General features: G+C 70.1%; 11 protein-coding genes. All 11 read right to left on the minus strand.

Annotated elements, in window-relative coordinates; genetic code table 11:
* Positions 1 to 803 (minus strand): CoB--CoM heterodisulfide reductase iron-sulfur subunit B family protein (locus VNM44_RS03660; RefSeq protein ID WP_325622738.1); only part of this gene is annotated, 803 nt, incomplete at its 3' end.
* The gene (locus VNM44_RS03665) at positions 800 to 1,894 is read right to left on the minus strand and encodes a succinate dehydrogenase/fumarate reductase iron-sulfur subunit (protein WP_325622740.1); all 1,095 of its coding nucleotides are present in this window, start codon (positions 1,892 to 1,894) and stop codon (positions 800 to 802) included. The genes VNM44_RS03660 and VNM44_RS03665, both read right to left, overlap by 4 nt.
* A 130-nt stretch (positions 1,895 to 2,024) precedes the next feature.
* The gene (locus tag VNM44_RS03670) at positions 2,025 to 3,725 is read right to left on the minus strand and encodes an FAD-binding protein (RefSeq protein ID WP_325622742.1); all 1,701 of its coding nucleotides are present in this window, start codon (positions 3,723 to 3,725) and stop codon (positions 2,025 to 2,027) included.
* A gap of 154 nt (positions 3,726 to 3,879) precedes the next feature.
* Positions 3,880 to 5,760 (minus strand): hypothetical protein, encoded by a 1,881-nt coding sequence (locus tag VNM44_RS03675; RefSeq protein ID WP_325622744.1) that lies wholly within the window; start codon positions 5,758 to 5,760, stop codon positions 3,880 to 3,882.
* 11 nt (positions 5,761 to 5,771) lie between these two features.
* Positions 5,772 to 7,112: an O-antigen ligase family protein gene (locus VNM44_RS03680; RefSeq protein WP_325622746.1), complete on the minus strand. Its 1,341-nt coding sequence runs from the start codon at positions 7,110 to 7,112 to the stop codon at positions 5,772 to 5,774.
* An 86-nt stretch (positions 7,113 to 7,198) separates the two neighbouring features.
* Positions 7,199 to 7,978, minus strand: coding sequence for a hypothetical protein (locus tag VNM44_RS03685; RefSeq protein WP_325622748.1), 780 nt, complete (start codon positions 7,976 to 7,978; stop codon positions 7,199 to 7,201).
* Positions 7,979 to 8,070: 92 nt separating this feature from the next.
* Positions 8,071 to 8,481 carry a VOC family protein gene (locus VNM44_RS03690; RefSeq protein ID WP_325622750.1) on the minus strand — a complete coding sequence of 137 codons (411 nt, stop codon included), beginning with the start codon at positions 8,479 to 8,481 and terminating at the stop codon, positions 8,071 to 8,073.
* Positions 8,478 to 10,076 (minus strand): phosphoenolpyruvate carboxykinase (ATP), encoded by a 1,599-nt coding sequence (gene pckA / locus VNM44_RS03695; protein WP_414652951.1) that lies wholly within the window; start codon positions 10,074 to 10,076, stop codon positions 8,478 to 8,480. Before pckA ends, VNM44_RS03690 begins: the two co-directional genes overlap by 4 nt.
* Before the next feature lie 70 nt (positions 10,077 to 10,146).
* Positions 10,147 to 11,955, minus strand: coding sequence for an ABC transporter ATP-binding protein (locus tag VNM44_RS03700; RefSeq protein ID WP_349258006.1), 1,809 nt, complete (start codon positions 11,953 to 11,955; stop codon positions 10,147 to 10,149).
* A gap of 89 nt (positions 11,956 to 12,044) precedes the next feature.
* Positions 12,045 to 12,641 carry a lysophospholipid acyltransferase family protein gene (locus VNM44_RS03705; RefSeq protein WP_325622756.1) on the minus strand — a complete coding sequence of 199 codons (597 nt, stop codon included), beginning with the start codon at positions 12,639 to 12,641 and terminating at the stop codon, positions 12,045 to 12,047.
* Positions 12,638 to 13,219, minus strand: a complete 582-nt coding sequence (locus VNM44_RS03710; RefSeq protein WP_325622758.1) for a hypothetical protein — start codon at positions 13,217 to 13,219, stop codon at positions 12,638 to 12,640. Before VNM44_RS03710 ends, VNM44_RS03705 begins: the two co-directional genes overlap by 4 nt.
* Between the last annotated feature and the right edge of the window lie 5 nt (positions 13,220 to 13,224).

Genomic DNA, 13,224 nt, shown 5'->3' on the forward strand with positions numbered 1-13,224 from the left:
GCCGCGACGCCGATCAGCTGCGAGAGGTGGAGGATCGGCATCTGGAAGTCCTTCCCCGTCTGCTTCTTGAGCTTCGACTGCCACGCGTCCAGCGAGAGGTGGCAGAGCGGGCACGGGGTGACGATCGCGTCGGCGCCCGCCTCCTTCGCCTGCTCGATCGGCTGGATCAGCTCGCCGAGCGCCGTGTCCTCGCGCGCCTGGATGATCGGGAAGCCACAGCACTTGATCTTTGCCGGATAGTCGATCGCCTCGCCGCCGCAGGCGGCGATGATCCGCTCGAGCGAGTCCGGCCGGTCGGGGTCGTCGAAGCCCATGAGCTTCGACGGCCGCAGGATCTGGCAGCCGTAGAACGGCGCGATCTTGAGGCCGCGAAGCCCCTTGTGGGCGACCTCCTGCAGCGTCCCGAAGCTCTCGCCGGCGACGAGCCAGAGGAAGTGGACGCAGTCGACGTCGTTCTCGTAGCGCGGCGCGCCGACCTTCTCGAGGTTGTCGTTCACACGCTCGCGGAGCGCTGCGTCGCCGAGGAGCTGGTAGTTCGCCTGACGGAGATTGAGCGTGCAGACGTTGCAGACGGTCATCAGCGTGTCCGCCCCGGTCGCCGAGGCGTACGCGAGGATGCGCGCGTTGAGGTGGAGGTAGTAGTCGGGCTCGGCCTCGTGGATGTCGCCGGCGCCGCAGCATGTGACCGACTCGAGCTCGATCAGCTCGTAGCCGACCTTCGGGGCGAGCGCGCGGGTGGAGGTGTCGAGCTCCTTCGCGGAGAGGCTCGCGAGACACCCCTTGTAGTAGGCGACCTGCTTCACGTGACGGGCTCCTCGTCGGGGAGATAGGGCTTGGCGAACGAGCGTGGGTCGTCGTACGGGTGGGTCGGGCCGCCCTCGATCGTCTCGCCGTGGTGGCCGAGGTGCTGGAGCGCCTTCTCCCCCTGGACGATCCCCGCGGCGCCGTCGCGTCCCTGGTCCTTGACCAGGTCGAAGAGGGCGCGCGACTCCCCCACGTCCGCCGCGACGTGCGGCGGGAACGGCGGCGGCACCTTTCCCTTCGGCAGGAGGGACATTGCGAACTTGATCTCCTTGATCGCCTTCACGATCCCCTGCGTCTTGGGGACGAGCTCCGTCTCGCGCAGCCAGCCGGTCGTCTTCGCAGAGGTCACGAACCACTTCGCGTGCTTCGCGCCCATGTCGCGATCGATGCCCGCCTTCATCGCCTCGGCTCCGAGCTTGGCGATCGCGTCGCGGGGATCGACCCCCTTCGGGCAGCGCTCGTTGCAGAAGTAGCACCGGGTGCAGTCCCAGATCCCGTGCTCCTCGCTGTAGCGCTCGAGGCGCTCGATCGTCGCGCCGTCGCGCGCGTCGCCGACGAAGCGGAACCCTTTGGCGAGCGCCGCCGGGCCGAGGAAGTCCGGATCGGACTCCATCGAGTTGCACTCCGAGACGCAGCAGCCGCAGTTGATGCAGAGCGACTCCTTGTGGATCACGTCCATCCGTTCCTGCGGGACGATGTTCTCCTTCTCGGTCGCGCGGTCGAGCCTTGGTGAGAGATACGGCTGGATCGCGCGCATCTTCTGCCAGAAGGGATCCATGTCGACGACGAGATCCTTGACGATCGGGAGGTTCCCCATCGCCGAGATCACGGGGACATGGCCGTCTGCGACGACGTCGGCGATGCGCGTCTTGCAGGCGAGCACCGCGCCGCCGTCGATGCGCATCCCGCAGGAGCCGCAGATCATCATCCGGCAGCTCTTGCGGTACGCGAGCGTGCCGTCGACCTTGTCCTTCACGGCGTCGAGCGTGTCGAGGAGCGTCGCTTCGTCGGGCACGTCGACCTCGTAGGGTCGGAGGTCGCGTTCGCCCGTGGAGGCGTCGTAGCGCCAGATCTTGAGCTCGACGTTCACCGCACGTTGCTCCGATCTTCAGCGGCGCCTCTCTCGGGGCACCCCAACCCACCACCCGCTGCCAATTCTATCGGCTGCGTTGCCGAAAAGAGCAACGAGTATGGATCAACACTGTGCCAATTCCGTGTCATCAGTACGACCTCACCATCGGCTCCCACCGGGTCATCCGCACGTCGCGATACGAGAGCTTCGGGCCACCGTCGACCCACTCCGTGATCGAGTGCTTGAGGAACTGCTCGTCGTCGCGCTCGGGAAAGTCGGAGGGCCGCGAGTGCGCCCCGCGCGACTCCTTCCGTGCGAGCCCTGCCTGAAGCATGCAGGCGCCGAGGTCGAGCAGATAGCCGAGCTCGATCGCCTGCGTGAGGTCGCTGTTGAAGACGGTTCCCTTGTCCTCGACCACGACGCCTCGCGCGTACCGCTCGCGAAGCCCGTCGATGATCCCGACCTGCTTCTCCATCCGGTCGGGGTAGCGGAAGACACCGAAGTTCTCGAGCATCGACTGGCCGAGCTCGTCGCGGATCTGCCACGGCCGCTCGCCCGTCGAGACGTCGAGCAGACCCTGCACCCAGGTTTCGGCGTCGGCCCGTGCGGCCTCGACTCCACTGTTCGTCGGTGTCGCGCGACCGAGCGCGTACTCGGCGGCGTGGCGGCCGGACCGGCGGCCGAACGTGATCGTCTCCATCAGCGAGTTCCCGCCGAGCCGATTGGCACCGTGCACCGAGACGCACGCGACCTCGCCGGCCGCGTACAGGCCCTCGAGCGCGGTGAGGCCCCATTCGTCGGTCTCGACGCCGCCCATGTGGTAATGCGCGCCCGGCCGCACCGGGATGGGCGCGAAGATCGGATCGACGCCCGCGTAGGTCATGGCGAGCTCGCGCGAGCCGGGCAGCTTCGAGAGGATCTTCTCCGGGCCGAGGTGCCGGAGATCGAGCATCACCGACCCGTTGACGCCGCGGCCGGCCTCGATCTCGGTCGTCTCGGAACGCGAGACGACGTCGCGCGACGCAAGCTCGAGCGCGTTCGGCGCGTACCGCTTCATGAAGCGCTCGCCGTCCTTGTTGATGAGGTAGCCGCCCTCGCCACGGCAGCCCTCCGTGATCAGGATCCCCGAGGGATACATCGTGGTCGGATGGAACTGCATGAACTCCATGTCCTTGAGCGGGAGGCCCGCACGCAGGGCCATGGCCATTCCGTCGCCCGTGCACGCGTAGGCATTCGTCGTTGCGCGGTAGAGGCGCCCCGCACCGCCGGTCGCGAGGATCGTCGCGGAGCCGGTGACTGCCTTGACGCCTCCGTTCAGGAGGTCCCAGCAGACGACACCGACGCAGCGGCCGCCGTCGTCGAGAAGCCGGAACGCGAAGTATTCCTCGAGGACGACGAGCCCCTCGTCCATCCGCTTCTGAAGCTGCTCGTAGAGCACCTGGATGAGCACGTGGCCCGTGATGTCGGCCGAATAGACGGTGCGCGGCGAGCCGGCCGCGCCGAACGGCCGCTGGTCGAGCTCGCCCTCCTCGTTCCGGGAGAAGACGCAGCCCCAGCCCTCGAGCTGGTAGATGTCGGCCGGCGCCTCGCGCGTGAAGATCTCGATCGCATCCTGGTCGCCGAGGTAGTCGGAGCCCTTGACGGTGTCGAACGCATGAGTCTCGGGATCGTCGTCGGCCTTGTTCCCGAGTGCCGCGTTGATGCCGCCTTCGGCTGCGCCGGAATGGCTTCGCGTCGGGTGCAGCTTCGAGACGACGGCGACGCGGGCCCCGGCGTCGTGGGCCTCGATCGCGGCGCGCATCCCCGCGCAGCCGGCACCGACCACGAGCACGTCGAAGGGGCCGTCCATCTGCTTGGAACCTATCGGATGGGCGGCTCCGTCAGCCTGCGGAACGCGCAGTCGAACCGCGGAGCCCGACGCGGACGAGTGGGGCTTCGACGACTGGTCGACAAGGCGGAGGGGCGCTTGGAGCGCCCCTCCGCTCGACGTCCGGTCGTTTCCGTCAGGAGGGCTGATAGCCCGCGACGACGCACGGGCCGCCCGTCGAGGCCAGCACGTCGCCGGCGTTCCACGTCCCGAAGCCGTCCGTCCCCGCCTTCGTGGCCGTCTCGCTGAACTCGACCGTGAACGGCTGCGTGTACGCCGTCACGACCCGACCGGTGTCGTACTCCCACCTCGCGGTCCAGAGGCCTCCGAGCAGGAACGGCTTGCTCCAGTACTGGTCCGCGTTGCCCACGGGCAGGCCGTCCACGACCGTGCGCGTCACGATGCCGGTCAGGAACGACTTGATCTGCTTCTCGGTCTTCGTCTGGAAGGCGATTCGGAGCACGAGCCGGCTGCCGTACGGCACGCCGATCGAGTGGTCGTCGACGCAGTTGAAGTAGACGTTCGTCACGAACGGCGTCCCACCTGGATCCCTGGGGGGCGTCCCGAGCTTCGCCACCACCGACACGGGCGCCTGGTCGCACCCGGACGTCGCTCCGTTGTTGTTCGCGTCCCCGGCGTACACAGCCTGCCAGCGCCAGGTTCCCTCGGAGGGTGCGAGGAATCCCGTCGCGGTTGCCGCGGAGCCGCCGACGACGTTCGCCTCCTCGATATAGGCCGGCAGCCCCGCGCAGGTCGGGTCGTCGGGCCGGTACAGGCGGAAGGTCACCCGTCCGGCCGGCTTGTACCCACCTTGCACGAGCGTGAACGCCTGGAGCCTCGCGCCCGTCTGCGCGGTCGTCGGCGTCACGGCCGGGAACAGCGTCGGCGAGGCCTTGACCACGTCGACGGCCGTCATCCCGCACCACGTGGACGCGGGGTTGTTGAAGACGTCTCCCGGATAGCTCACCATCACCCGCCATGTGCCGACACGGGTGGGCGTGAAGGTCGTGGAGAAGGCTCCGTACGGATCCATCGTCGCGTTCTTCGTCTCCGCAGGGGACGAGCACCCTGGATCGTCCGGCGCGAAGAGCTGGACGGCGACCGTCCCCGTTGGCTGATAGCCGTTGCTGACCTGTCCGTTCACGGAGACGTCCTGGCCGACCACGACGTTGCCCGACGAGAGACCCGTCCACACATACGGCGACGCCTTCACGACCTCGGTGGAAGCGGCGCCGCACGCGAGCGAGACCGCGCCGTTGTTGGCGTCTCCCGGATAGTCCACGCGGTAGCGCCACGTGCCGATCTCGTCGGCAGGGCCGTAGTACATCCAGATGTTGAGCCACCCGCCCGACCAGGGGAAGTCCTGGCTCGCGACCGGCGTGCCCGAGCAGCTCGGGTCGCTCGGCCGGTACAGGCGCACCGTCGCCGAGCCGGTCGGCTGGAAGCCGCCATACCCGTAGCCGCTCGCGTAGAGCGTCGAGCCGATCCCGGTCGACCCGTATGACGAGAGGTAGAGGGAGGGCGTGGGCTTGACCACGGTGAACGGCTCTTCCGAGCATCCGCTGGTGGCCGGTTCGTTGTTGTCGTCGCCCGAGTAGTGGACCCTCCAGCGCCACGTCCCGACGGCGTCCACCGGGAACGACGCCGAGTAGTAGTCGCCGTTGCCTCTCACTCCGGTCCCCCACGCGAATGCTGCAACGGAGCAGTTGGGGTCGTTCGGCCGGTAGAGCGAAAACGTGAGCGCCCCCGTCGGCGCGTTCCCGCCCGAGAGCGTCGCCCGGTCGTTCACGTACCAGCCGAGCTGTGCTTCGGCCGGCTGCGGCGCCGTGGTCAACGTCGGCTTGGCCTTCGGGCACGGCTCGCCGTAGGGCTGGTAGGGCTGGTACTGACAGTCGCCTGCCGCGACGGCGGGCCGGCCGCCGTCGAGGAGGAGCATCGTGGCGGCGACCCCGACGACCGTGGCGAGGAACCAGATCGCCGCCTGGCGGCCCGAGGCTCGTGGAACCCTGCTGGACATCTCTTCCCTCCTCAATCGGTCGTGTGTGTTCCCGGCGACGGCGGACGAGCGAGCACGACCGCCGCGCACCCGAGGGCTGCGAGCGTCACGACGGGCATCTCCCAGTCCCAGTCGAGAGCGGCGTGGACGGCGAAGAGCACGAATGCCGCTCCGGCCACGGCGACGATCGGATCGCCTCTCCTCCGGATCGCCGCGGAAATCGGAACGATCACGAGCGCGAGGGTCAGGACGAGCCCGGCCGGCCCGAGCTCCGAGAGTGCCTCCACGTAGAGGCTGTGCGCGTCTCGCACGAACATCCCGTCGGGCCCGCGTCGCTCCCAGGTCAGGTGGAAGCTCCCCGCTCCACTGCCGAGCAGCGGGCGTGCGCGCGCCTCCTCGAGCGCTGCCTGCCAGTAGGCGGTGCGAAAGCTCGTCGTCGTGTCGACCGGCTGGAGCACGGCGATCGCCACGGCGGCCGCCGCGGCCGCCAGACCGACCGAGGCCAGGGCGGCACCGGCCGGGGCCCTGGCCGGGTCGACCATGAGCGCCGCGCCCGCCCACGCGACCGTCGCGAGAACGACGAGCCAGGCTCCCCCCGCATCCGTCCACACCGCTCCCGCCCACGCTGCACCACCGAGCAGGAGGGCGGCCAACGCGCGGAGCGCGATGCCCGGCCGCGTCCCCGGCTCGCCGAGCGCGACGAGCATCACGAACGCGACCACGAGCGCGAGTGCCGCACCGCGGCTGCCGCTCAGACCGAGGACGAGCACGAGAAAGGCGGCGGACCCGCGCAGGGCCCGCCCCGCGATCCCGGGTCGCTCGAGCCCGACGCCGACCACGACTCCGAGTGCCGCGAGGACACCGAGGGCATTCGGGTAGCCGAGAGGCTCCTCGAGGAGCGTCCCGTAGAAGCGGTCGACGACCTCTCCGGATGCGGCTCGCATGCAGACCGCGACGAGGCCGAGGACTGCGATCCCCGCAGCGAGACCGAGCAGCAGCGCCCGCCGACGCCTGTGGTCGGAAGCAAAGAGCAGCGCCGCAAGAGCGCTCGTGTAGAGCAGGGCCCGGGAGGCCTCCTGCTCCACGAGCGATCCTGGAACCGCCCAGCTCGCCGAGAGCGCCGTCCACGCGAAGAGCGCGACGAGAACGCCGAGCGCGGCGGCTCCGCCTCGCCCCAGCCCGCCGCCGTGCATCGCTCCGAGCACGGCCACGGCGGTGAAGCCGATCGTCAGCGCGGTCGACGTCCGCCCGTAGTAGCCGCCGTCGGTCAGCCCGACCGAGAGCACCATGGACGCCCCGAGGGCCGCGGCCGAGACGGCGCGGCGGTCGAGGCGCAACGCTCGGTCGCGCCCGACGAGACGAGCGGCGGACACGTGAGTCGCGGACCCGGTCATCCGCACCACGGTGAGCGATCGGCCTAACCGGGCGCTAACGGACGATCATGCGCAGTCGGCCGCGGTCAGCCCTGCCACTTGGCGGACCAGTCCGCCCCACCCGAGTCGCAGTCGTAGTGCGTGCCGTCCTGATCGTGCGTCACGTGCACCTGGAAGCGTCCCGACGCGGACGTACCGGACGCGTCGAACGAGCCGCTGAACTTGATCGTCGTGCCCTCTGACGTCGTTCCGTCGGCCGAGAAGGTCCGGTCAGCCGCGATCGGAACGGTTCCGGAGTACGTCACGCCCGCGCTGAGCCTGCCGGGTGGCCGGCAGTCCGCCTGGTAGCTGAACTGGAACTGCGAGAAGCTGCGCCCGTCGGCTCCGACGACGAAGTTGACGCTTCCTCCCGTGCTCGCGAAGCCGCCGAAGAAGCCGGGCTTTGCAAGCTGTACGGGCGAGGGGGGCGGTGGCGCGGGCGTCGTCGGGGGCGGGGGAGCAGGCTCGGGTGCGGGCGCCACCGGTGGCGGCGTCCCGACGGTGACGACGGACTCGCAGTCCTTCGCGACCTTGTCGCGCGCATCCGCGAGCACGCGGTCCCGACCCGGACCGCACGAGATCCGGTCGACTCCCGCGCCACCCGCCAGGTAGTCGTCACCCGCGAGGCCGACGAGCCGGTCGTCGCCGCCGCGGCCGTACAGCCGGTCCGCCTTTGCAGTCCCCCTGATGACCTCACCACGCGCCGTGCCGACGATGTTGGCGGCCAGCGCCGACCCGGTGGCGAGCGCTGCAACCGCTACCGCGACGAGCCCCCACAGCGGGATGCGCCTCCGAAGCGTCCCGTGATCGATCGAGTGGGTGCGCACGACGACCTCCTTCGTTGCACGGCACGGGGTCGAGCCCGTTCCCTGAGCGAGAGGGTCGCCGAGACGGCTAACGAGCCGCTAACCGGGGTGCATCATCCGACGAAGCGCTCCCCGCCGGCCGGCTCCTGGAACAAGGTGAGCTGCAGGCCGGCCGGAGCTTCCAGTCGCGAGTTGAGGGAGCCCCACGGCGTCGTCGTCGGCTCTGCCAGCACGGTCGCCCCGGCGTCCGCCAGCGTCTGCGTGCTCACGGCCGCGTCGTCGACCTCGAACGCGACGCGAATGTGCCCTGCGACACGGGAGCCGACCTCGACCTCGTCGATGTACTCGGCATGCTCAGGATCGGACAGCTCGAGCGTCGCTCGCCCCGCATCGAGAATCGTCACGCGGCCGTGCTCACCCGTGAACGCCCCGAGCTCGGTCAGGCCGAGCACGTCCCGATAGAACCGCAGGGCGTCGTCGTAGTCCTCGGCGGTAACGACGACGCGGAGCTGTCGGACGCTCACGCTTCGCGCGGGGCGGCGCCTGCGATCGCCGGGTCGACCTCGGCGCCGAACTTCGCGTCGAAGTTCTCGCGAAACATCGCGGCGAGCTCCTTCGCCTTGCGGTCGTACGCGTCCGGATCGCCCCACGTCGAGCGAGGGTCGAGGAGCTTCCTCTCGACGCCCGGGACCGAAACGGGCACCTCGAAGCCGAACAGCGGATCGGTCCGGAACGTCGCGTCGTCGAGCGCGCCGGAAAGCGCGGCATGGAGCAGCCCACGTGTCGCGGCGATCGGCATCCGGTGCCCGACGCCGAACGGCCCTCCTGTCCAGCCTGTGTTGACGAGCCACACCGAGGCCCCGTGGCGGTCGAGCTTCTCGCCGAGCATGCGGGCATACGTGGCGGGCGGCTGCGGAAGGAACGGAGCGCCGAAACAGGCCGAGAAGGTCGGCTGCGGCTCGGTCACGCCGAGCTCCGTGCCGGCGAGCTTCGCGGTGAACCCCGACAGGAACCAGTACATCGCCTGGTCGCGCGAGAGGCGCGCAATCGGCGGTAGGACGGCGAAGGCGTCCGCCGCGAGGAAGACGACCGAGCTCGGATGCCCCGCGCGCTTCGTCGGCAAGGCGTTGGCGATACGCTCGAGCTTGTACGCCGCGCGGGTGTTCTCCGTCTTCGAGTCGTCGTCGAGGTCGATCACGCCGCGCTCGTCGACCGCGACGTTCTCGAGGATCGTCCCGAACGTCCTCGTCGTGCGCCAGATCTGCGGCTCCGCCTCGGCCGAGAGCCTGATCACCTTCGCGTAGCAGCCGCCCTCGACGTTGAACACGCCGCTCGGGCTCCAGCCGTGCTCGTCGTCGCCGATCAACGCACGGTCGGGATCCGCCGACAACGTCGTCTTTCCGGTTCCCGAGAGGCCGAAGAACACGGCGACCCGGCCGTCCTCGCCGACATTCGCCGAGCAGTGCATCGGGAGCACGCCTTCGAGCGGGAGCCGGTCGTTCATCACAGTGAAGATCGACTTCTTGATCTCCCCGGCGTAGAACGTGCCGCCGATCAGGACCTCGCTGCGGCTCGGATGCAGCACGACGAAGGTGCCGCCGCGTGTGCCGTCCTCGTTCGGGTCCGCCTCCACCTCGGGCGCGTGGAGCACGAGCGAGTCGACCGCGAACCGCGCCATCTCGCGACCCGTGGGCGCGATGAACATCGTCTTGGCGAACAGCGCGTGATACGGGCTCGCCGTGACGACGCGGACGCCGACGCGATGATCGGGGTTGGCGCCGGCGAAGTGGTCGACGACGTAGAGGGTCTCCTGTCGCGCGAGGTGATCCACGACCTTCGTGCGCAGGCCCTCGAAGTGGTGCTCCGCGAGGGCGTGGTTGACGTCTCCCCACCAGATCCGGTCGGTCGACCCAGGCTCGTCGACGACGAACTTGTCCTCGGGCGAGCGGCCCGTGAACCGCCCCGTGTCGACGACGAGCGCACCGCCGTGCGCCAGCTTTCCGTCTCCACGCGCGAGCGCATGCGTGTAGAGCTGGGCGGTGGTCGGGTTGTGGATCACCCGCCCCTGCGGCGAGAGGCCGTGCTCGTCGAGAAGGGTCGGGCTCGTCGTCGCCGTCATGGTCGGGGTCTGCTCGCGGGCGAGCACCGGCAAACGGTAGTCGGAATCGGGCCGACGCGGGCGACGAGCCTCAGCTCGGCGTGGGCACGATCTCGCCGACGTCGGCGTCGCGCGCGACGAGGGACGCGTAGCGGCCGCCGAGTGCGAGCAGCTCGTCGTGCGTGCCGCGCTCGACGATGCGGCCGCGGTCGAGGACGACGATCTGGTCGGCGTCGCGCACCGTCGAGAGGCGGTGGGCGATCGCGATCACGGTGCGGCCCTCCGCAAGACGCTCGAGGGCGGCCTGGACGGCGCGCTCGGTCTGCGTGTCGAGTGCCGACGTCGCCTCGTCCAGGACGAGGATCGGCGGGTTGCGGAGGATCGTGCGCGCGATCGCGATCCGCTGCTTCTCGCCTCCCGAGAACCGGTACCCGCGCTCGCCGACGATCGTCTCGTACCCCTCCGGCAGCGACGCGATCAGGGTGTGGATCTGGCCGGCGCGCGCAGCCTCCTCGACCTCCTCGTCCGTCGCGTCGGGCTTCGCGAAGCGGAGGTTCTCGCGCACCGAGGCGTGGAAGAGGTACGTCTCCTGGGAGACGACTCCGACGGCCGCCGTCAGCGACGGGAACGTCACGTCGCGCACGTCGATGCCGTCGATCGACACCGTGCCGCGGGTCGCGTCGTAGAGGCGTGCGACGAGGTACGCGCAAGTCGTCTTCCCCGATCCCGTCTCGCCGACGAGCGCCGTCTTCGTCCCCGCGGGCACGGTGAACGAGACGTCCTCGAGCGTCCACGCGTCCTGCTCGTAGCGGAACCAGACGTCGTCGAACGCGACGTCGCCGCGGGGCCGGTCGATCTCACGCGTCCCCTCCGCGATGTCGACCGGCTGGTCGAGGTACTCGAAGATCCGGTCGAAGAGCGCGAGCGAGCTCTGCACCTCGAGCTGGACGCCGAGCAGGCTGCCGATCGGGAAGAAGAGGCGCGTCTGCAGCGTGGTGAACGCGACGAGCGTGCCGATCGTGATCGAGGTCGACCCGCGTTCGATCGTCCAGCCCGCGAACAGGTACACGAGAGCGGGCATCACCGCGAACGTCGTCTGGATCGCGGCCATCATCCAGCGCCCCGTCATGCGGCTCCGCACCTCCAGCCCCGCGAGGCGCTGCGACTCCGTCTCGAACCGCGTCGCGAGGTCGGTCGCGCGGCCCATCGTCTTCCCGAGCAGGATCCCGGAGACCGAGAGCGACTCCTGCACGATCGAGGAGACGTCGGCGAGGGACGCCTGGCGCTCGGCGGTCACCTTCTTGCGCTGCTCGCCGACCCGCTTGGTCAGCCAGACGAAGAGCGGCAGGAGCGCGAGCGCGAAGGCCGCCAGGCGCCAGTCGAGGAGCACCATCGCGATCACCGTCGCGATCACCGTCGTGACGTTCGACAACACCGACGTCGCCGTCGACGTGACGACGTTCTCGATCCCCCCGATGTCGTTCGCGATCCGGCTCTGCACCTCGCCGGTGCGCGTCCGCGTGAAGAACGCGAGCGAGAGCCGCTGGAGGTGGCGGTAGACGGACGTGCGCAGGTCGTGCATCACCGCCTGCCCGACGAGGTTCGAGAGGAGCGTCTGCCAGACGCCGAGGATGCCCGTCACGATCGGGATCGCGACCATGCCGGCGACGAGGGCGGTGAGGAGGCCGAGCCGCACGGTCGCCTCGCCGCTCGACGGGTCGACCTGGATCGCCGTGTCGAGCACCGCGCGGAGCAGGAACGGCGAGACGACGCCGAGCCCGGCAGAGAAGACGATCAGCGTCCCGACGAGGCCCAGGCGCGCCCGGTACGGGCCGAAGAGCCGGATGATCCGACGAAAATTCGCCTTCCGGACCGCGGGATCGGCCGGCCGCTCGGGCATTTCGGCGGTGGCGAACGAGTCGAAGCGGCGTCCCGGCACGGATCGAGTGTGCCTGAGGCGCTTTCCCACCCTGCCGGGCGGGAAAGCGCCTAGGAGATTGACATGGCTCGCACCGCGTCACGAACGCGGCCGGTGAGCTCGCGCGTCGCGGGGATCGTCGGATCGGCTCTTTCGACGTCGATCGGCGGGCCGATCACGATCCGAACGCGCGCGAGCCGCGGGATGCGGGTTCCCGGCCGGAGCACGTGCGCCGCACCGACGATCGCGACCGGGAGGAGAGGGGCTCCCGTCGTCAGCGCGAGGCGGGCGGCTCCGCGCTGCCACGGCCGGTCGACGTCGCCGAGCACCGTCCCCTGAGGAAAGATCGCGACCGCGTCGCCGCGCTCGAGCGCGCTCGCCAGCGCGGCGACGGCTGTCAGGTCCCCTCTCCGCCGCTCGACCGGGATCCCGCCGAGCCGGTCGAGCAGCCGGCCGGCGACCGGGTTCGACCAGAGCTCGCGCTTCGCGAGGAAGTGGAGTGGGCGCTCGATGGCGGCGCCGAGGAAGAACGGGTCCGAGAGCGAGTCGTGGTTGGCCACGACGATCGCCGGGCCGGTGGGGACGTTCTCCGCGCCGACGACCTCGAGGCGCCACACGAGCCGCAGCAGCGGGCCGAGGACCGCGCGGGCGATGCGATAGAGAATCACGTCTCCGGGCAGCCGCGGATCGCGTCCGCGGTCTCCTCGGCACGACGCTCATAGCCCTCCGGCGTCCCGTGGACCGCGTCCGCCGCCAGCAGCTCGGGGCTCCCGGCGACCAGCGTCGCCCAGTCGACGAGTCGGACGTTGCGATGCTCCGAACGCGCCTCCTCGAGCTCGTGGTTGAAGCCGGTTCGGGCGGCCCCGTCACGGACGATCGTCGCCCAGACGAGGCAGCGGTGGGGCCCGACGACGTCGATTGCCTCGTCGACGAGCCGTCGAAATTCGCGCTCGGAGCCGTCGGGGTCGTTCGTGCCGAGGCTGATGACGACCACGGGGGCGAGCCGCCTGTCGAGATCGCGCAGCTCCTCGATTCCCTCGGGCGTCGCACGTCCGACGCGGTCGTGGGCGTCGATCTGCCAGCCGGGCAGCAGCTTTCCGAGCTCGGGCTCGATGCCGACGTTGAGCGAGTCTCCGACGAGGGTGACCGAGCCGGTGTCCTGCGTCGCTCCGTCGTCGTCACGCAGGACGGCGAACGCGGCGACGCCGACGGCGATCGCGAGGACGAGAGCGAGGGAGAGTCGCATCGGGC

Origin of the sequence: Gaiella sp. (assembly GCF_035558935.1) — a bacterium.
GTDB lineage: Bacteria > Actinomycetota > Thermoleophilia > Gaiellales > Gaiellaceae > Gaiella.

Bases quoted from the DNA above. Each gene is read 5' to 3' on its own strand.
- VNM44_RS03710 (WP_325622758.1), bottom strand. From the start codon at position 13,219: ATGCGACTCTCCCTCGCTCTCGTCCTCGCGATCGCCGTCGGCGTCGCC.
- VNM44_RS03675 (WP_325622744.1), bottom strand. From the start codon at position 5,760: ATGTCCAGCAGGGTTCCACGAGCCTCGGGCCGCCAGGCGGCGATCTGG.
- VNM44_RS03670 (WP_325622742.1), bottom strand. From the start codon at position 3,725: ATGGACGGCCCCTTCGACGTGCTCGTGGTCGGTGCCGGCTGCGCGGGG.
- VNM44_RS03700 (WP_349258006.1), bottom strand. From the start codon at position 11,955: ATGCCCGAGCGGCCGGCCGATCCCGCGGTCCGGAAGGCGAATTTTCGT.
- pckA (WP_414652951.1), bottom strand. From the start codon at position 10,076: ATGACGGCGACGACGAGCCCGACCCTTCTCGACGAGCACGGCCTCTCG.